Here is an 18,370-nt window from a genome sequence, read left to right on the forward strand (position 1 = left end):
TTCGCCTGTTCCCCTTGCCCGCGCTGGTCGACGTGTCTGTACTGTCTGTCCGGTTTCCGCTCACGGTCCCTGCTCAGCCGATCTTGACGTTCTTGTCGACCGTGGTCTGGTCGATGTCCGAGGTCCGTACGGTGACCGCGACGTTCCAGTCGCCCGCGATCGGGATCTGGATTCCGGTGGAGGTCCAGTGCCCCTCCGTCAGCCGCACGGGCACGGCCGGGAGGGGCCCGATGTCCTTGGACTTCAGGGTGAAGGCGAGCTTCACCTCGGGGACGTCCATGGCCTTCCCGTCGATGCCGTCGATCCAGAGGTGCGCCACGTTGGTTCCGGTGCGCCCGGGGTCCAGGTCCATGCGGACCGTGCCCTTGCCGTTCTCGCCGCCGGTGTCGAAGGGCAGGGTGAGGTTGATGGGGCCGTTCGCCGCCGGCGCGGCGGCCGGGGCGGATGAGCGCGCCTCCTCCTCGGTGCGTCCGGGCTCGGTCGAGGTCAGGACGGTGGTCACCGCCAGCAGCGCCACCGCGACCCCGACTTCGGCCAGCACCGAGCGGCGCAGGCCGGAGCGGTCGGGGTCGGCGTCGCGTATCCGCTTCTTCTCCGCGGTGGCCACGGCGGTCTGCTGCCGCGCGAGCTGGGCGGCGCGCGCGGGGTCCTCGGGCTCCTTGGGTTCCTCGGGCTCCTCGGGGGCTGCGGGGGCTGCGGGGGCCGCCACCTGCGACGTCTCGGCGCCGACGCCGGCGGGGTGTGCCCGGGGTGTGTCGTTGTCGACGGTGGCGGGGTGTGCCTCGGACGTGTCGGCGCCGACGGTGGCGGGGTGGGCCTCGGACGTTTCCGTGCCGACGGCGATGGGGCGTGACTCGGACGTGTCCGCGCCCCCGCCCGTCGCCAGCCGGGCGGTCCATCGGCGCGAGATTCCGGCGATCCCGACGAGGACGGCGACGAGCCCCACCTTCACGAGCAGCAGCTGCCCGTATCCGGTGCCGGTCAGTGCGGACCAGGAGCCGACCTGCCGCCAGGACTGGTAGATCCCGGTCGCGGTCAGGACGAGCACGCTGATGAACGCGATCCGCGAGAAGCGGCGTACGGCGTCCGCGGTGATGTCGGGGGTGCGGTACAGCGCGATCAGCAGGGCGGTGAGCCCGCCCAGCCAGGCCGCGACGGCCAGCAGATGGAGCACGTCGACGGGCATGGCGATACCGGGCTGGATCCCGGTCGACGCGTGCTCGGCCAGGGCCCAGGTCCCGGCGATCCCGGCGGCGATGACCGCACCACCGGTGGCCAGACCGAAGGTGAGGTCCTTCTTCTCTCGTTCGTCCTCGCGCTTCGCGTACGCCCCGAACAGCACTGCGATGAACAGCGCACTGGCTCCGAGCAGCAGCAGCCGCGAGACCAGCGCTGCGCCGGGCTTGGTGTCCAGTACCGCCTGGAGACCGTCGAGGTCGAACGCGTCGCCGAGCTTCCCGGAACCGGTGTACGGGCTGCGCAGCAGCAGCATCGCGAGCGTGGCCGCGGTGAGGGTCATCCAGCCGCGGACCACGAGGCGTTGCAGGGGACGGGCGCCCGCTCCGCGCTGCCAGCAGGCCAGCACGAACGCGGCGCCGCCCGCGAGCACGATGAATCCCGCGTACGCGGCGTAGCGGGCGATGCCGTAGAGCGTGCCGACCAGGCCGCCGCCGGCCTCGCTGTCCGGGAGGGCGACGGTGGTCTCGGAGGGCGCGCCGATGGAGAAGGTGAAGGCCCCGGAGACGGGGTGGCTGTCGGCGGAGACGGCCTGCCAGGCAACGGTGTACGTACCGTCGGGCAGCCCGGTGTGCAGGGAGACGCCGTACTTCACGATCGAGCCGCTGTGCAGGTCGCGCGGGGCGTCCTCGGTGTCCGCGCGCTTGCCGGCGGGGTCCAGCACCCGGATGGAGCCGTCTCCCATGGCGACCTGCTCGGAGAAGGTGAGCGTGACCTCCTTGGGCGCGGCGGCGACCACCGCCCCGTCCTGCGGATCGCTCCCGGTGAGCGCTGCGTGCGCCGACGCGGGACCCGCGGCGGCCAGCAGCAGACCGAACACCACGCCGGCCAGGGCGGCGAGGAGCCCGGCGAAGGCCAGTGGCCGACGCGGGGCGGATGCGGACGGGGAGGGCCCGAAAGGCGGGGCGGTGGCTGTCATGGTGTGTCAGTCCCTCACTGCTTCTTCGGGTTGTGGGTGGTCTCCTTCACGGGAAGGTCGACCTTCATGGGGCCGGCCTTCTCGAAGTGCAGTTCCACGGACACGGTCTCGCCCTGCTTGGGCTGCTGCTTGAGCTTCATGAACATGATGTGGTTTCCACCGCGTTCCAGATCCAGCTCACCGCCCGCGGGTACGTCGAAGGACGTCACCATGCGCATGGCCTGGTTCTTCGTCTCGTGGATCGTGACGTCGTCCGAGAGCGGACTGGTGACCGAGGTGAGGCGGTCGGAGCTGCCGCCGTCGTTCCGCACGACGAGGAAGGCCGCTGCCATGTCGTTGACGGGCTGCGGCATGAACGCGCCCATGACCTTCAGCTCCGGTGCGCCGTCCGAGGTCGAACACCCCGCCAGCGTCAGACCCGTGGAGAGGGCCAGGACGCCGGCGAGGGTGGTGCGGCGGTTCACGGCTTCTCCCCCTTGACGAGCTTGGGGAGGTCCTTGGTGTAGTCGTCGGGCGTCGTGTCCTCGCTGTACAGCACGTAACCCTGGTCGGTCTTCGGGGAGAAGGCGATGACCTGGGAGCCGTGCATCGAGACGACCGTGCCGTCCTTCTCCTTCTTCGGAGCGTCGATACCGATGCCGATCTGCCGGGCGCCCGCCTGGATGGTCGGGAAGTCGCCGGTGAGACCGATGAAGGACGGGTCCTGGGACTTGAGCCAGGAGCCCAGCGAGGCCGGGGTGTCGCGCTCCGGGTCCGTGGTGACGAAGACGACCTGGAGCTTTTCCTGGTCGGCCTTGGGCAGGGACTTCTTGGCGATCGCGATGTTGCTCATGATGAGCGGGCAGACGTCGGGGCAGTTGGTGTAGCCGAAGTAGATGAGCGTCGGCTTGCCCTTGGTCTGCTCGCGCAGGTCGTACTTCTTGCCGTGGGTGTCGGTCAGGACGAGATTCGGCTTGGTGAACGGCTGGTCGAGCACCGTCGCGGCCTGTGTCTTCGCCTCCGCCGATACGTCGGCGATGGGCTTCTTGCTGTCGTTGTCACTGCCGCCGCAGGCGGACAGGGTGAGCGCGGCCGCGGCGACGAGCGCCGCGGCCAGCACAGACTTCTTAACCATGGAGCACTGTTCCTGATGGGTCGGTGGAGCGGGTGGGCCTAGCGGGTGGCGCGGGAAACCCGGGTGTGTGTTCAGGCGGTACGGCGACGGCCGGCCAGGACGCCGAAGGCGACGCCCGCGACGCCGATGACGATGCCGACGATGCCGAGCACTCGGGCCGTGGTGTCACTGGAGGAGGAGGCCGAGGCCGTCGTCTTCTCGTCCTTCGCGTGGTCGTCCGTGGCGTTCTTGTCGGCGGAGTCCGAACCGGAGGCGGCGGTGGCGCCGTGCGCGTCCCCGGCGGCCGCGGTCAGCTTGAGGACCGGAGCAGGGCTCTCGGGCTCCTCCGCGCCGTCCTTCGGCTCCTCGATCCAGCGCACGACCTCCTTGTTGTCGTACGTCTGGATGGCCTTGAACACCAGCTGGTCGGCGTCCTCCGGGAGCTGGCCGACCGAGAGCGGGAACTGCTGGAAGCGGCCGGGCTCGATCTTGCTGCCGTCCGCGGTCCAGGTGACCTTGGAGACGGCCTCGTTGATCTTCTTGCCGTGCATGTCGAGCGGCTTGGCCAGCTTGCTGGTGGTCACCTTGATGTCCCAGCCGGGTACGGGCTGCGGCATGACGGACGCCAGCGGGTGGTCGGCCGGGAAGTTGACTTCGAGCTTGGTCGTCGAGGCGTCGTCGCGCTCGTTGGGGACCTTGAAGTTGATGACGGCGTAACCGCCCTTGGCGGCCTCGCCCTGCGGCTGGACGCTGACGTGGGCCGAGGCCGTACCGGCGAGGATCAGCACGGTGGACGCGGCGACGCCGCCGGCGAGGGCGATGCGGGAAACGTTCATGGCAGGGATCACTCCACAGATGCACGAAGGAAGGGTGCTCCGGCGCGCGGGTGCGCGACGGGGTCGCGACACCTCTTCCTCACGAGCGGCGTGCGTACGAGAACCCGTACGGCACCGGAGGGTGCGTGGCAGGGTCGTGCGGCATCGCGTGGAGGGCGTCGCGTCAGGCTGCGAGGGTGAATACGGAGGGCGGCCCGCGCCTGATCACCATGTGCTGCAAGGGATCCCCGGTGGCCGGGGACGGTGCGTCCACGGCGGTACGGGAGAGGCGGGGCCCGGTCACCGGCCCGCCGGGAAGCCCCGCGCGCAGCGCGGCCACGAGGACGAGCGCGGCGCGCAACGCCCGCAGACGCGCCCCCGCCGCCACCTGCTGAGCGCCGTGGACCGACAGCCGGGCGATGCGGAACAGGGCGACCTCGCCGCGCCGCAGCAGCCAGCCGGCGGCCAGTGCGGCCAGCAGATGCCCGAGCATCATGGGAAGGTCCGGCACCATCCCGGCGAGGCCGGCCGAATCGGTGGAAGAGGCGGCCGCCAGGTGCTGGTGGGCCTGTCCGGTCACCGACGCGGGGTCGATCCCCGCGGTGGTGACGATGCGGTGGGCGTCGGTGGCGTTCAACCGGTCGGGCCCGGCACCGCAGACGAGGTTCGCCGCGAACCGGATCAGCGCGTCCTCGCCGGCCGGTACCCGGGGCGAGGCGGCGTGCGTACCGGCCCCGAAGAGCGTGTGCAGGACGAGCTGTCCGCCGGCCAGGGCGCCGGCGATGGAGGGCAGTGAGCGTTCGCGTCCGGCGAGAGGGGCCGCCACCGCCAGGATCCCGAGGAATCCGGCGAGCAGCGTCCACCAGGGGACCGTCGCGCAGGCGGCCAGCGCGTGCCCGGCTGCGGACAACGCGACACAGACCGCGGCGAACACCGCGGCCCTCAGCAGCCGCATACCGGCTCCGGCGCGTCCCACAGACGTAGTCATGGCCGAGACATCATCCCACTGCACCCCCCGTCCCCGTACGGCAGGTCCGGAAGGTCGTCTTCCGCCCGAATGGGCGGGAGCCGGGCCGTTCGGACCGGTTACTGACGGGGCAGAACGGTTCTATGGGTTGGGGATGCACAGGTGTGGCGAATACGGGTATCCGCCGAATGAGCGGTCTCACACCCCGCCCGTGCTTACAAACCGTCTCGGGCGGCAATACGTATCGGTATGTCGAGCCGCAGCCAGGAGGCTGGAGCATGAGCATCTGGTGGTCACTCCATTTGCGGCGCGAAGCTGCGAGCGTTCCGCTCGCCCGACGGTTCCTGCTCGGCACGATGGAATCGGCGGGCGTGGACCCGGACGTCTCCTTCGACCTGTCGCTCGCCTTGAGCGAAGCCTGTGCCAACGCCGTCGAGCACGGCGGGACGCACGGGGGCCAGGGTGATCCGGACCGGGGCGATGGAGCGGAATGGGAAGCCTGGGAGGAGCCGTCCGGTGCCGCCTGCGGGCAGTACCGGGTCACCGCGTATCTGGACGGCGAGAAATGCCGTATCGAAGTCGCCGATTCCGGACCGGGGTTCCCCGCGAGGCGCGCACTTCGCACCGCCGCACAGCAGCATGAGGCAGAGCAGTACGGCGCTGGGCCGTACGACGCAGATCAGTCGTACGCGTCCCAGCAGCAGTACCCACCGCAGTACGCCGAGCACCCGTCGCTCACCGCCGAGGACGGGCGGGGACTGTGTCTCATCGAGCAGCTCGCCGACCACGTCCACTTCGGCAACCGCCCGGGACGGGGCGGTGCCGTGGTGAGTTTCGACAAGGTCCTGAAATGGCGGGAGGGCGCCCTGCTCATGGTTTCCTGAGCAGGGCACCCTCCGGCGCGCGGGACGGGGCGGACGGTCAGCCCTTGAGCCGCGCCATCCACGCCTCGACCTCGTCGGCCTGCCGCGGCAGCTTGTCCGAGAGGTTCCGGTTGCCGTCCTCGGTGACGAGGATGTCGTCCTCGATCCGGACGCCGATGCCGCGGTACTCCTCGGGCACGGTCAGGTCGTCGGCCTGGAAGTAGAGGCCGGGCTCCACGGTGAGGCAGACGCCGGGCTCCAGCGTTCCGTTGACGTACGACTCGGTCCGCGCGGCGGCGCAGTCGTGGACGTCCATGCCGAGCATGTGACCGGTCCCGTGCAGCGTCCAGCGGCGCTGCAGTCCCAGCTCCAGGACCTCGTCCACGGTCCGGTCGCCGAGCAGACCCCACTCGACGAGCTTCTCGGTCAGTACGCGCTGCGCGGCGTCGTGGAAGTCGCGGAAGCCCGCGCCGGGCTTCACCGCGGCGATGCCGGCCTCCTGAGCCTCGTACACCGCGTCGTAGATCTTCCGCTGCAGCGGCGTGAACGTGCCGTTGATGGGAAGCGTGCGGGTCACGTCGGCGGTGTAGAGGTCGTTGGTCTCCACGCCGGCGTCGAGCAGCAGCAGTTCGCCCGAGCGCACCGCGCCGTCGTTGCGTACCCAGTGCAGCGTGGTGGCGTGCGGGCCGGCGGCGCAGATCGAGCCGTAGCCGATGTCGTTGCCCTCGATGCGGGCACGGAGGAAGAACGTTCCCTCGATGTAGCGCTCGCTCGTCGCCTCGGCCTTGTCGAGGACCTTCACGACGTCCTCGAAGCCGCGCGCGGTGATGTCGCAGGCCTTCTCCAGCTCCGCGATCTCGAAGGCGTCCTTGACCAGACGCGCCTCGGAGACGAAGACACGGAGCTCCTCGTCGCGCTCCGCGGTGACCTTGTCGGTGAGCGCGGCCTCGATGCCGGAGTCGTGACCGCGGACGTTGCGGACCGGGCCGGTGGCCTCGGTCAGCGCGGCGGGCAGCTCGCGGACGTCCTTTGCCGGGATGCCGAGCAGCTGACCGGCCTCCGTGAGGGAGTGACGGCGGCCGACCCACAGCTCGCCCTGGCCGTCGAGCCAGAACTCGCCGTTCTCCCGGTCGGAGCGCGGCAGCAGGTAGACGGTCGCCTCGTGGCCGTCGTCCTTCGGCTCCAGGACGAGGACGCCGTCCTGCGTCTGGTCGCCGGTGAGGTACGCGTACTCGGTGGAGGCACGGAAGGCGTACTCGGTGTCGTTGGACCGGGTCTTCAGCCGGCCGGCCGGAATGACCAGCCGCTCACCCGGGAAGCGCGCCGAGAGTGCGGCGCGGCGGTCGGCGGTGTGCGCGGCCTGGGCGATCGGCTCCAGACCATGCAGCTCGGTGTCGGCCCAACCGGACTTCATGTTCGCGGCGAGCTCATCGGAGACGCCCGGGTACAGGCCGTTCTTCCGCTGCTTGACCGGCTCTGCCTCTTCGGTCTCCGGGTTCTCCGGGGTGAGCTCCTCAGACACGACTTGTCTCTCCTTGATACGACACTGGACCCCCTCCATCGTACGGGCGTACGGAAGGGGGCCCAGGGCCGGAAGACCTCTTACACAAGGTGGGCCGCCGCGACCGGCGGGCGAGGGGCCGGCTCAGTCGAAGCGTGCCGCGAGCAGGACCACGTCCTCGGTGCCGTCGCCCCGGTCGATTCCGTCGGGCAGCACGGTGCGCACCACATGGTCGGCGACGGATCCGGCGTCGTGGCGCAGCGCCCTCGGGACGCTCGCCGCGGCCGAGTGGAGCCGCGCGAACGCCCGGTCCATCGAGTCACCGGCGCGGCGCAGCAGACCGTCGGTGTACAGCAGGACGGTCTCGCCCGGAGCCGGGTTGATCTCCACGCTCGGCGCCTCCCAGCACGCGAGCATGCCGAGGGGGGCGGAGAGGGTCGTCTCGACGAACTCGGTGCGCCGGTCGCCGACGATCAGCGGTGGGGTGTGCCCGGCACCGGCCAGCAGGATCTTGCGGCGGGTGGGCTCGCAGTAGGCGAAGAGCGCGGTCGCGGAACGGGCCGGCTCGGTCAGCCGCATCAGGAGTTCGAGATCGGAGAGCACGGCGACCGGGTCCTCGCCCTCCATCACCGCGTACGCCCGCAGGCCTGCCCGCAGCCGTCCCGCGGCGGCCAGGGCGCTGGGCCCGGAGCCGCCGACCGAGCCCACGGACAGGCCGAGCGCTCCTTCCGGCAGCGCCAGCGCGTCGTACCAGTCGCTGCCGCTCTGCGGCGCGGCGTGATGCCGTACGGCCAGCTGTACGCCCGGGACGCGGGGCAGCCGGCTGGGCAGGAGCTCCTCGGCGATGGTGGCGACATCGGTCCTGGCCCGCTCCAGTTCCAGCAGCCGGGCCAGGTGTTCGGCGGCGTACCCGGCGTACAGGCCGACGAGGTGGCGCTGGCGTTCGAGCGGCTCGGCGGGTTCGTCGTAGAGCCAGACCGCGGCGCCGAGCCGTCCGGTCCGCTCGGTGGTGATCGGCAGCGCGTAACTGGCGGCGTACCCCAGACGGGCGGCGACCTCGCGCCTGCGGGGGTCCAGGCTGGTGTCGCCGAGCAGGTCGGGGGTCGTCAGCGGGCCGTCGGCGGTGGGCAGACCTTCGAGGATGCGGCCGTAGGAGGTGGCACTGCGCGGCACCGTCTCGATCTGGCCGAGCTCCGCGTGGGCCAGCCCGAGACCGATGGTGCTGACGGGGCCGCGGAGGTCGGACGGTTCGAAGGCGACCAGTCCGCGACGGGCGCCGACCAGTGCGGCTCCGGCGTCGAGCAGCTCGTGCAGGGCGTCGTCGAGCGTGCTGGTTCCAGCCAGCCGTTCGGTGAGCTCGTGCAGCGTGGTGAGGTCGGAGACCCAGCCCGCCAGACGGTCCTGGATGAAGGCGCCGGGCCCGGGCGGCACCTCGGAGAGAGGCCCGGCAGTGTGCGCCGAAACCGGAACTGTGGGATCGATTCCAGCCACTTTCGGCAGGTGTGGGGCGCTCATGGTCGCCGGCTTTCCGACTGGTTTGTTTCGTCGAATAGCATCGCAAACCCCCATGTCATTCTGCGCCGCTATCAGTGCATCCACATGTACACGTACAAGTAAGGCGATGTCCAGCATTGTCCCCACGGGACTTGTGGTGTCCATGGGGTGAGTAACTTGGCCAAAAAATGCACCCCGCGGCAGTCATTTGCGGTCGACTGAGGTTGCTCGACCGGGGGTTGCCTCCGGATGAAGTGCCAGGGGGAGCGTCATTCCGGGCATGCTGGGTACGTAAATCGGTAGATGGCCGGACGTGGTTCCGACCCCCTTCCGGAACCTGGCAGCGGGCCCGGACGTCCTCACCTGTGACGGCCACGCCCCACCCCCGAGTGGCGGGGCCCGTACGACGGACGGCAGGCGCGGTACACGCCCTGCACCTCGCGACATTCTCGACTGGAACCGGCTCGATTCGGCTCAGCACAGCTCAGGCTCGGTACCGACGATCAACCCGTACCGCAGGCTCGACGGGCATGTACACACAGTGAATTTCCGCACACGTGTTGTGACGCGCGCGTGGTGTGATGTGGACCCTCGGCGTTCAACGGAAAGGAACGAGCGCTCATGCGCGAGATCCTCGGAAGGCGACGCAGGCTCCGGCTCGGACGCAGGGACGGGGCCGCCCGGCTCGACGCGGCCCTGACCTGTGCCACCGCGTGGCAGTGGCCCGTGCTCCCCGGGATCGGCCTCCAGGCGGCCGACGGCCGTGGCGAGCGCGGCCGAGGCTGCGCCTGCCCCGACCCCGAGTGCGCCGTCCCCGGCGCGCACCCCTTCGATCCCGGACTCCTCGCCGCGACCACCGACGCCCGGATGGTGCGCTGGTGGTGGACGAACCGGCCCACCGCGCCGCTCCTGCTGGCCACGGGCGGGCACGCGCCGTGTGCGCTGAGCCTGCCGGCGGTGGCGGGTGCCCGCGCCCTGGCGGAGCTCGACCGGATGGGTATGCGGCTGGGCCCCGTGGTGGCGACGCCGACCCGGTGGTCGCTGCTGGTCGCTCCGTACACGCTGGAACGGCTCGGTGAACTGCTGCACGCCCAGGACTGGGTGCCCAGTTCGCTGCGGTTCCACGGCGAGGGCGGCTATCTCGTCCTTCCGCCGTCCGGGATCGGCACGGGGCAGGTGCGCTGGGAGCGGGCCCCGGAGCGGGTCTCCCGGCCTGGCTCCGGTGGCGGGGCGCCGGTCCGTGCCGTGGCGTCGCCGTGGCTGCCGGATGTGGGGGCGCTTCTGGACGCGCTGGTCGAGGCGAGCAACAGCGCCCCGGACGGCGGAAGCCGGCTCGCGTACTGAGTTGCGGGCTGCCGGCCGGTGGCGGCGCATCGGCGCTCGGCGCTTCGTGGGTGCTCCCGTGCCGTGCGGCGTTCCGCGCGGCGCGGTGATGTGCGGTGATGTGCGGTGGCGCCGTGCCGTCGCACTGTGGTGACGCGGTGGCGTGCATCGGTGCCGTGCCGTCGCACTGTGGTGACGCGGTGGCGTGCATCGGTGCCGTGCCGCTGCCGTCCTTGATGCGGGGCTGTTCTTTTTCGATGCTCCCCGCCCGCCTCTCCGCACCTTCTCTGCCCGCCTCTCCGCCCTCCTGCCCACCCGCTTCTCCACCCGCTTCTCCACTCGCCGTCATTACCGAGCGCTGTCGGATCCCTGCCGGATCACTTCAGGATGCGGTGATCGACGAGGTGCGTTTCGGTCATTCCGTGCGGGCTGTTTCGGTCATGCAAAGTCTGCCGATGCAAAGTCCTTGGGTGGTCGGCTTTCTGATGCGCTTTCCGAAAGCCGTTCGATCCCTCTTCGAAGATCTCTTCGGCAGCCGTTTAGCGGCGGAATCGGAAATCCGGGCCGCCGACGACTTCTGTCCGATTCCGAGCGGTCCGGTGATCGTGCGGAGCCTTTGTCGACGCGGGATCCAACAAGGCGTCCAGGGGGACGGGTTGACGCCGAGCCACGTGGAAGACGTCTCAAGGCCGACGGAAGGGCGGCCGGGGCGAGGTGCGGGGCGGCGGGGAAGCCGCGGGCGCGACCGGTGTCTGTGCAGGGCCTGTGCGCGGTTCGTGCGCCGTGTGATGCGCCGTGGTGCGCCGTGCCCGGACATGAGGATGCCCGATCGCTGGCGACGGGGGATGCACCAGCGACCGGGCTTCTAGAACGGTAACAAGAGATCTGCCGTTCGCAAATTCGATCTCGCGTATTCGGACAGCGATTTACCTGTGAGTACGCTGAGTTGTGACGGGAGTCACCGTGCCGTCCGGATGGTGGTCACTGTCAGCTGAGGGTCACTTGGCGGTTGGTGAGCCCGCCCCGTGCCCGACGCTCCTCGGCGGTGAGCGGCGCGTCCGACGCGAGCGCCGTCGTGAGCCGCTCCGCGAACGCGACGGCGGGCTTCTCGCAGTCCTCGGCGCCCATCGAGCTCGGCAGGTCCCAGACCGGGACCATCAGGCCGTGCGCACGGAAGGAGCCGACCAGCCGGGTCCCCTCGCCGAGCGAGGACGTACCGGCGGCGTGCAGCCGGGCGAGAGCGTCCAGGAGCCGCTCCTCGGGGTGCGGCATGACCCAGCGGAGGTGGTTCTTCTCCGGGGTCTCGCACCAGTAGGCGGCGTCCACCCCGGAGAGCAGGACGGTCGGAAGCGCCGCGTCGTTGGCGCGCTCCAGAGACGCGGACACCTCGGCCGTGGCGTTCTCCGCGTCCGGCACCCAGAATTCGAAGCCCGAGTGCACGACGGGCGCGAACGGGGCTTCGGCGTCCAGGAGGTCCTGGAGCCGCGGCCCTTCGGCCGGTACGCGCCGGGCGGCGACGGGCGAGCCGGGGTCGGCCTCCAGCGCACGCTGGAGCGTGTCGGCGAGGTCGCGGCTGAGGTCGCCGGAGGAGGTGTCGTTCTGCAGGGCGAGCAGGACCGAACCGTCATCGCGCCGCAGCGCGGGCCACGCCATCGGAAGGACGGTCGCGAGCGTCACCGACGGCACGCCCTCGGGCAGTCCGCCCTTCAGCGTCAGTTCGACCGTGGCCGCGGGCACCAGCTCGCGCAGCGCGACCCAGTCGCATTCGCCGGCCAGGCCCTCGAAGGGGCGCTGGACGAGTTCGGCCACGGCCTGGGCGGCGGCGCGGCCGTGACAGGCCTTGTAACGGCGGCCAGAACCGCACGGGCAGGGCTCGCGAGCCCCGACCACCGGGATCTCGCCGTCGTCAAGCTGCTGCTTCCCGGCCTTGGTCTGAGGGCGCTTCTTCGCCATGGTGGGCTTTCTCCCGATTGCGACAGTGCGGTCTGGGCCGCGAGCCTAGCCGCCCGTGCGCCGTACGGGGCACAGCCGGCCCGGCAGCCGGCTGTCGGGGAACGTCCCGCCCGGTGCCTGCGCGCTGGTGTGCGGCTCCGGTTCAGCCCAGGTCGTCGAACGCGCCGGCGAAGTCCAGCCCTTCGAGACCCGCCGAACCGTTCACGGCCGAGCCGCGGCCCGCCGGTCCTGACGTGCCCGGGCCCCGTCCATTGACGCGTCCATTGCCCCGTGTGCTGCCCTGTGCGTCAGGCCGTTCGCCGGCATGGCCGTGCCCTTCGTTGACCAGCACCCAGACGGTCACCTCGCCGGACGAGTCGTCACGCACACCCCACTCCTCGGCGAGGGCGCTGATGATGTTGAGGCCCCGGCCGCCGTGAGCGGTCACCGACGGAGTGGCCGGAACCGGCCGCGTCGGGCCACCTCCGTCCGTCACCTCGACGGTCAGCCCGCCCGTCGTGTCGACGCGCCAGGCGGCGCGCACGTCGCCGTCCCCCACATCGGTGTGCCGGCCCAGTGGCCTGCCGTGCCGGCAGGCGTTGCTGAGCAGTTCGGAAAGAATCAGTACAGCATCGTCGACGACCGAATCCGACACCCCGTGGCTGCGCAACTGCTCACGCATCCGATGCCGTGCCTGACCCACGCCCGCAGGGCCATGGGGTACGGCCATGCTCGACGACGTGGGCACTTCTTGTGCCACCACCAACGCCACCCCCGAGACCTCCTTTGCCCCACGCCACGGAGTGGATGCCCTCCTGGGCTGTGCCGGAAACCGGCCAATGGCCCGCGAGTGACGCACTCGTAACGATCGGGTACGGGGCGAATGCGCCGGTGTACTCCCTGTGACCGACAGTGCGGGGGTGCCTCCCCGCTTGTTCCGGCGGTCTCCGCACCCGGTAGCCGCCCCCCGTCACGGCTCCCGGGCGCCGCTTCCCGTCACGGCTCCCGGCAGGCACCTGCCACGCGGATGCCGCTCCGCCGGTCGCGTTCCACCACCGTTGCGGCTACCCGCGCCCCAGCTGGGCCAGAACCTGTTTCGGACGGTTCGTGATGATCGCCTCGACCCCCAGCCGGATGCAGAGCTCGACGTCCTCCGGTTCGTTGACCGTCCAGACGTGCGCCCGATGACCGGCGCGGTGCAGACGGTCGATGTACCCCGGGTGGCTGCGTACGATCCGCATCCCCGGCCCGGCGATCCGGGCGCCGGCCGGCAGCCGTCCGTCACGCAGCCGCGGCGAGACGAACTGCATCAGGTAGACGGTGGGCAGCCGGGGCGCGGCGTCCTGGATGCGGTGCAGCGAGCGTGCGGAGAAGCTCATGATGCGGACCGGCGAGGGGGCGTCGGACGGCGGTACGTCGAGCTCGAAGCGCTTCAGCAGGTGCAGCAGCCGCTCCTCGACCTGGCCCGCCCAGCGCGTCGGGTGCTTGGTCTCGATGGCCAGCTGCAGCGGGCGGCCGGCGGCCCTCGTCTCGACGAGCAGCTCCAGGAGCCGTTCCAGCGTGAGTACGGAGGCGAGCTCGCCGGGCACCGGGTCCCAGTCCGGGGACTCCGCCTCCTCGCGGTCCTTCCACGAGCCGAAGTCGAGGGCCGCGAGTTCGTTGAGTTCCAGGGCGGAGACCGCGCCCCGGCCGTTGGAGGTGCGGTTCACCCGACGGTCGTGTACGCATACGAGATGACCGTCGGCCGTGAGCCGTACGTCGCACTCCAGGGCGTCGGCGCCGTCCTCGATCGCCTTCCGGTACGCGGCCAGGGTGTGCTCGGGGGCGTCGTCGGACGCGCCCCGGTGTGCGATGACCTGGATGGGATGCTGGCTGGGGCGCTGCTGCCGTGCTTGGGTCACCCGCGCCATGGTGTCACCGGGAGGCCATGGATGCGTACACCTGGTGACGGGAGACCGTTTTGTCCGATGTAAGGGGCCGTGCACAGATGCACAGGTCCTGCTTACAGTGGCCTGACGTGCCGTGGGAAAAGCTGACTCCAGACACGTACACAGCGGATCTCTTGCCGAATGATGATGTGGAACCGAGGAGTAAAGAGCTGTGAGCACAGAGAACGAGGGCAACGAGGGCAACGCGGCCGAGGCCGCCCCGTCCGTTCCGTCCGCACCTCCAGTGCCGGCCGACGCTCCCCAGGGATCCCCCGAGAGCGCGCCCGACGCCCCGCAGCACGCGGACGCGACGCCCACACAGCAGCAGCCGGCCTCCCCGCCGGCCTCCCCCGCCCAGGACCCGGCGACCACGCCCATGACCCCGGTTCCGCCGGCCGCGCCGCAGTACGCGCCCCCGGCCGCGCCGCAGTCCGCAGCCGATGCCGGTTGGCCCCCGCCCCCGGCCGCGCCGCAGTCCGCAGCCGATGCCGGCTGGCCCCCGCCCCCGCCTGCGGTCCCGTCGTACGCCCACGGGGCGCAGGGCGGCGGCCCCGTGTGGGGCGCGCCCGCCCAGCCTCAGACGTCCGGCGCGCCCCGCAAGCGGGGCGCGGGCAGCCTGGTGGCCGCGGTGGTCGTGGCGGCGCTCGTCGCGGGCGGAGTCGGCGGAGCCCTCGGCTTCTGGGCCGCCGACAGCAACAACGGATCCGGCTCCTCCGGTTCGACCACGGTCGCCGCGTCGGGCACCCCCCAGGACCTCAAGCGCGACCCGGGCACGGTCGCCGGCGTCGCGGCGAAGGCGCTCCCCAGCGTGGTCACGATCGATGCGCAGGGCGGTGACGGCGAGGGCGGGACGGGCACCGGCTTCGTGTACGACAAGGAAGGCCACATCCTCACGAACAACCACGTGGTGGCCTCCGCGGCGGACAGCGGCCAGCTCACGGCGACGTTTTCCAACGGCAAGAAGTACGACGCCGAGGTGGTCGGCCGCGCCCAGGGCTACGACGTGGCCGTCCTGAAGCTCAAGAACCCGCCGCAGGGGCTCACCCCGCTGCCTCTGGGCAACTCGGAGCAGGTGGCGGTCGGCGATTCGACGATCGCGATCGGCGCCCCGTTCGGGCTGTCCAACACGGTCACCACGGGCATCATCAGCGCGAAGAACCGTCCGGTCGCCTCCGGTGACGGCAGCGGAGGCAGCAACTCGTACATGAGCGCGCTGCAGACCGACGCCTCGATCAACCCGGGCAACTCCGGCGGCCCGCTGCTGAGTGCCGGGGGCGCGGTCATCGGCATCAACTCCGCGATCCAGTCGACCGGAAGCACCGGTCAGAGCCAGGCCGGTTCCATCGGCCTCGGCTTCGCGATCCCGATCAACCAGGCGAAGAACGTCGCCCAGCAGCTGATCAAGACCGGCCAGCCGGTCTACCCGGTCATCGGCGCCACGGTGACGATGGACGAGAAGACCGGCGGTGCGGTCATCTCGGACCAGGGCGCCGGCGGCACGGAAGCGGTCACGAAGGACGGCCCCGCGGCCCGCGCCGGCCTCCGGGCGGGCGACGTCATCACGAAGTTCAACGACACCGTCGTCGACAGCGGCCCGACCCTGATCGGCGAGATCTGGACCCACAAGCCGGGCGACAAGGTCAATCTGACCTACAAGCGCGACGGCAAGACGTCCACGGTGGAAGTCACCCTGGGCGAGCGCAAGGGCGACAGCTGACCGGCTAGGCTGTCCTCCGCGTCGAAACCGGTCTGCACCGGCTGCTGACGCGGGGTGGGTTGCCCGAGCGGCCTAAGGGAACGGTCTTGAAAACCGTCGTGGCAGCGATGTCACCGTGGGTTCAAATCCCACACCCACCGCCAGTTCAGAGAAACAGCAGGTCACAGGGCGGGTCTCCGGTTCGGAGGCCCGCCCTGTGCGTGTGCTGCGGGCGCACGCGGGCCGTGTGGGCACGGGCATGAGCGGGCCGGAATCATCCGCACCGGACGGCTGCCTGGCGCGGTCGGCTCACTGGCTCCAGCCGGTCTCGGCGGCCCATCGCTCGGCCGCGGCCATCAGGACCTCCGTGGCGGGGGCCTTGATCTGCCCGTAGTCCTGAAGGTCCGGCACACTCGTCGCCAGCCGTTGCTTGAAGGCTCCCCAGGCGCGGCGCGTGGTGTCGTCCGCGCGCAGGTAGTCCCGGAACAGCAGCGCGAAGCGGGCGTTGGCGCCGGTGCTGGGCCGAAGGTGGACGTTGCAGCGGCGCGCGCCGACCGGCGGCGCGAAGACGAGTTTGTGGCAACGGCGGCCGCTGGAGACCTCGACGCGGTTCCACGGCTCGGGACGGCACCGGTAGCCGATGGCCGACATCAGCAAGGTGGCCTGTGTCTCGTCGACCGATCTCATCCGCACCTGGACATCGATGCAGTCCTTGGCGGACAGGCCCGGCACCGCGGTGGATCCCACGTGATCGATGCCGACCGCGAGGCCGCCCAACGCATCGCGCAGTGTGCCGGCCAGCGCCTCGAACTCCACCGGCCACTGGGGCCGGTAGTCGACCACGACCAGGGGACCGAGCTCATCGGGAAACGGCATGGCGCCAGAGGCTACATCCTGTCCGGACGGCTTCGCGGGCGAACGGTACTCATCGTGGGGGCTCGCAGCGCGTGCGGGTGAGCCGGGCGGCCGAGGCGATGGTGGCCCGGGCCTCGTGTTCGGTGAGGCCGGTGGCGACGGCGGCCCGGGTGAGGTCATCGGCCAGCGCGTCGCCGAAGCCGTGTTCGTAGGCGCGGCAGGCCGCCCAGAAGAGCCGGGTGTTGCGCTGGCCCTCGTCCGCGGCCAGGACGAACCGGACCAGTCCGCGTCCTTGTTCGTGATGGCCGTGATCGCGATGGCCCGGGTCGGGATGTCCGTGCCGGTTCCGGGGGCGGGCCGGAGGCGTCAACAAGTGGAGCAGGGCGGTCGGGCAGGGGGCGGGCGGGAGACTGCCGGTGCCGGGTACGAGGCGGTAGGTGCCGTGGGCGGTGACCGAGCCGGGGCCGACCAGATAGCCGCCGGAGCCGCGGATGTCGATGCCGGGGGCGAGGCGGCCGGCGGAGTTCGGTACGGCCACGTCGGGTGGGCCGGTCAGCCAGAGGTGGCGGCCTCCGCTGGGGGTGAGCACCGTGACGGTCGGCGGGATGGTGAAGAGGTGTTGCAGGGCCAGTTGCCGCAGGGCCGCCACGGAGTCGGTCCGGCCGGCGGCGTCGATGTCGAGGTCGATGCCGACGAGGTGGTGCGGGGCGCGTCCGCAGGCGATTCCGTAGCCGGTGGCCCAGGGGGCGGCGGCGAAGAGGGCGCGCACGGCGGTGGGGTCGGTGGTGGCGTCGTGGACGCCGTGTCCGGGACGGCCGCAGGCGCCCCGGCAGCCGGACGGAGGGTTCTCGTCGCGGTGCGGGGAGCGCAGGGCGGGGAGTTTGGTGGCGGACAGCGGAATGACGGGAAGCCCGTGCTCGGCGGCGGAGAGCGCGTGGGCCAGGGCCAGGGTGGCGGTTCGCCGGTCAGTGGTGGCCATGGTTCTATGTTCGTACGAATGTTCGAGTAAAGGAAGAGGGAGGGGAGGGGTCGAGGGAGTGAGGGCGGCGGTCGGGGTCCGTTGGCGGAACGCTTCTTCTCCCGTGGGGCGGGGGCTGTTGCCGCAGGCGTGGCTGACCTGGGAGTTTGCGGGATCTGGGAGTTTATCTTCGCTTCCTCACGCTTGCGAGGGAATCGAATCGAGTGGGTGGTTCGCCGGTGTGGTGCTGGGCAACTTTGATCTCGCGACGTCGTGACCATCGCCGGGCGGTCGGCCAACTGGCCCGGGTTCACTCTTACTTTCGGTTCCTGGAGGAATAGACATGGCAAGCATCCGTACCGCTCGTGCCCTCGCCGTTGTTGCGGCCCTGCCTCTTGCCGCCGTTCTCTTCAGTGGTGTGGCCCAGGCCGACAACGGCTCGTTCGCGAACGACGGATCGAATGCGGGAGTGGCCACGATCGCCGGCAGCGGGGTCGGTGGGGACAACTTCGGTAACTCGTCCACCTCGCAGCAGCAGGCCACGGGATCCGGGGCGTCGAATCAGAGCAACTCCGCCCAGGTGAACGGATCGGCGTTCACCGACATCGACCAGTCCACGCACAACCTGGCGGTGAACTTCACCAACCTCTGGTGATCCGGGGCCTGCCGCGGCCCGGTCGGGGGGCCGGGCCGCGGTTGGGGGAACGACGGCCTGCGTGTCGCCACTGCGGTGGCGGACGCGGGCCGTTGCGTCTCCGGGGCCGGGTGGCCGGTGATCGGGATCGGGTGC

The 18,370-nt window shown here is 71.0% G+C and carries 16 protein-coding genes and 1 tRNA gene; 5 read left to right on the forward strand and 12 right to left on the reverse strand.

Annotated elements, in window-relative coordinates; all coding sequences use genetic code 11:
- Window positions 1-73: 73 nt before the first annotated feature.
- From ACIQMX_RS20235 to ACIQMX_RS20255, 5 genes are all read right to left on the reverse strand, one after another.
- Window positions 74-2,155, reverse strand: coding sequence for a copper resistance protein CopC (locus ACIQMX_RS20235; RefSeq protein WP_402479866.1), 2,082 nt, complete (start codon window positions 2,153-2,155; stop codon window positions 74-76).
- Between the two features lie 14 nt (window positions 2,156-2,169).
- Window positions 2,170-2,619, reverse strand: coding sequence for a copper chaperone PCu(A)C (locus tag ACIQMX_RS20240; RefSeq protein ID WP_363066863.1), 450 nt, complete (start codon window positions 2,617-2,619; stop codon window positions 2,170-2,172).
- Window positions 2,616-3,269, reverse strand: coding sequence for an SCO family protein (locus ACIQMX_RS20245; protein WP_363066862.1), 654 nt, complete (start codon window positions 3,267-3,269; stop codon window positions 2,616-2,618). The genes ACIQMX_RS20240 and ACIQMX_RS20245 overlap by 4 nt, the downstream gene beginning before the upstream one ends.
- Window positions 3,270-3,340: 71 nt before the next feature.
- The gene (locus tag ACIQMX_RS20250) at window positions 3,341-4,084 is read right to left on the reverse strand and encodes a YcnI family protein (protein WP_363066861.1); all 744 of its coding nucleotides are present in this window, start codon (window positions 4,082-4,084) and stop codon (window positions 3,341-3,343) included.
- Window positions 4,085-4,247: 163 nt separating this feature from the next.
- On the reverse strand, window positions 4,248-5,051 hold the full coding sequence (locus tag ACIQMX_RS20255) for a hypothetical protein (protein WP_402479870.1): 804 nt from the start codon (window positions 5,049-5,051) through the stop codon (window positions 4,248-4,250).
- A gap of 257 nt (window positions 5,052-5,308) precedes the next feature.
- Between ACIQMX_RS20255 and ACIQMX_RS20260 the strand changes: the two genes are divergently transcribed.
- Entirely contained in the window at window positions 5,309-5,914 is a 606-nt protein-coding gene (locus tag ACIQMX_RS20260) for an ATP-binding protein (RefSeq protein ID WP_402479873.1), read from the forward strand.
- Between the two features lie 37 nt (window positions 5,915-5,951).
- Here the strand turns inward: ACIQMX_RS20260 and ACIQMX_RS20265 are convergent, their stop codons facing one another.
- Both ACIQMX_RS20265 and ACIQMX_RS20270 read right to left on the reverse strand, forming a co-directional pair.
- The gene (locus ACIQMX_RS20265) at window positions 5,952-7,415 is read right to left on the reverse strand and encodes an aminopeptidase P family protein (RefSeq protein WP_402479876.1); all 1,464 of its coding nucleotides are present in this window, start codon (window positions 7,413-7,415) and stop codon (window positions 5,952-5,954) included.
- A 123-nt stretch (window positions 7,416-7,538) separates the two neighbouring features.
- Window positions 7,539-9,026, reverse strand: a complete 1,488-nt coding sequence (locus ACIQMX_RS20270; protein WP_402479879.1) for a PP2C family protein-serine/threonine phosphatase — start codon at window positions 9,024-9,026, stop codon at window positions 7,539-7,541.
- A gap of 483 nt (window positions 9,027-9,509) precedes the next feature.
- Here ACIQMX_RS20270 and ACIQMX_RS20275 point away from each other — a divergent pair, with 483 nt between their 5' ends.
- Entirely contained in the window at window positions 9,510-10,232 is a 723-nt protein-coding gene (locus tag ACIQMX_RS20275; protein ID WP_363066856.1) for a bifunctional DNA primase/polymerase, read from the forward strand.
- A gap of 966 nt (window positions 10,233-11,198) precedes the next feature.
- Here the strand turns inward: ACIQMX_RS20275 and ACIQMX_RS20280 are convergent.
- The 3 genes from ACIQMX_RS20280 to ACIQMX_RS20290 all read right to left on the reverse strand — a co-directional run bounded on the left by ACIQMX_RS20280 (window position 11,199) and on the right by ACIQMX_RS20290 (window position 14,053).
- Window positions 11,199-12,164, reverse strand: coding sequence for a DUF5926 family protein (locus tag ACIQMX_RS20280; RefSeq protein ID WP_402479882.1), 966 nt, complete (start codon window positions 12,162-12,164; stop codon window positions 11,199-11,201).
- 142 nt (window positions 12,165-12,306) lie between these two features.
- Window positions 12,307-13,002 (reverse strand): ATP-binding protein, encoded by a 696-nt coding sequence (locus tag ACIQMX_RS20285; RefSeq protein WP_363066854.1) that lies wholly within the window; start codon window positions 13,000-13,002, stop codon window positions 12,307-12,309.
- A gap of 205 nt (window positions 13,003-13,207) precedes the next feature.
- Window positions 13,208-14,053: a glycerophosphodiester phosphodiesterase gene (locus ACIQMX_RS20290; protein ID WP_363066853.1), complete on the reverse strand. Its 846-nt coding sequence runs from the start codon at window positions 14,051-14,053 to the stop codon at window positions 13,208-13,210.
- 190 nt (window positions 14,054-14,243) lie between these two features.
- On the opposite strand from ACIQMX_RS20290, the gene ACIQMX_RS20295 reads away from it, so the two are divergent.
- Window positions 14,244-15,788, forward strand: a complete 1,545-nt coding sequence (locus ACIQMX_RS20295) for a trypsin-like peptidase domain-containing protein (protein WP_363066852.1) — start codon at window positions 14,244-14,246, stop codon at window positions 15,786-15,788.
- Window positions 15,789-15,841: 53 nt separating this feature from the next.
- Window positions 15,842-15,931: transfer RNA gene (locus tag ACIQMX_RS20300), tRNA-Ser, on the forward strand.
- 145 nt (window positions 15,932-16,076) lie between these two features.
- On the opposite strand, the gene ACIQMX_RS20305 is transcribed toward ACIQMX_RS20300, so the two are convergent.
- The gene (locus ACIQMX_RS20305; protein ID WP_402479887.1) at window positions 16,077-16,643 is read right to left on the reverse strand and encodes a GrpB family protein; all 567 of its coding nucleotides are present in this window, start codon (window positions 16,641-16,643) and stop codon (window positions 16,077-16,079) included.
- 49 nt (window positions 16,644-16,692) lie between these two features.
- Window positions 16,693-17,601, reverse strand: a complete 909-nt coding sequence (locus ACIQMX_RS20310; RefSeq protein ID WP_402479889.1) for a bifunctional DNA primase/polymerase — start codon at window positions 17,599-17,601, stop codon at window positions 16,693-16,695.
- Between the two features lie 322 nt (window positions 17,602-17,923).
- On the opposite strand from ACIQMX_RS20310, the gene ACIQMX_RS20315 reads away from it, so the two are divergent.
- Window positions 17,924-18,235 carry a hypothetical protein gene (locus ACIQMX_RS20315; RefSeq protein ID WP_363066833.1) on the forward strand — a complete coding sequence of 104 codons (312 nt, stop codon included), beginning with the start codon at window positions 17,924-17,926 and terminating at the stop codon, window positions 18,233-18,235.
- Window positions 18,236-18,370 lie beyond the last annotated feature (135 nt).

This window comes from Streptomyces sp. NPDC091416, assembly GCF_044756845.1.
In the GTDB taxonomy this organism is placed as follows: domain Bacteria; phylum Actinomycetota; class Actinomycetes; order Streptomycetales; family Streptomycetaceae; genus Streptomyces.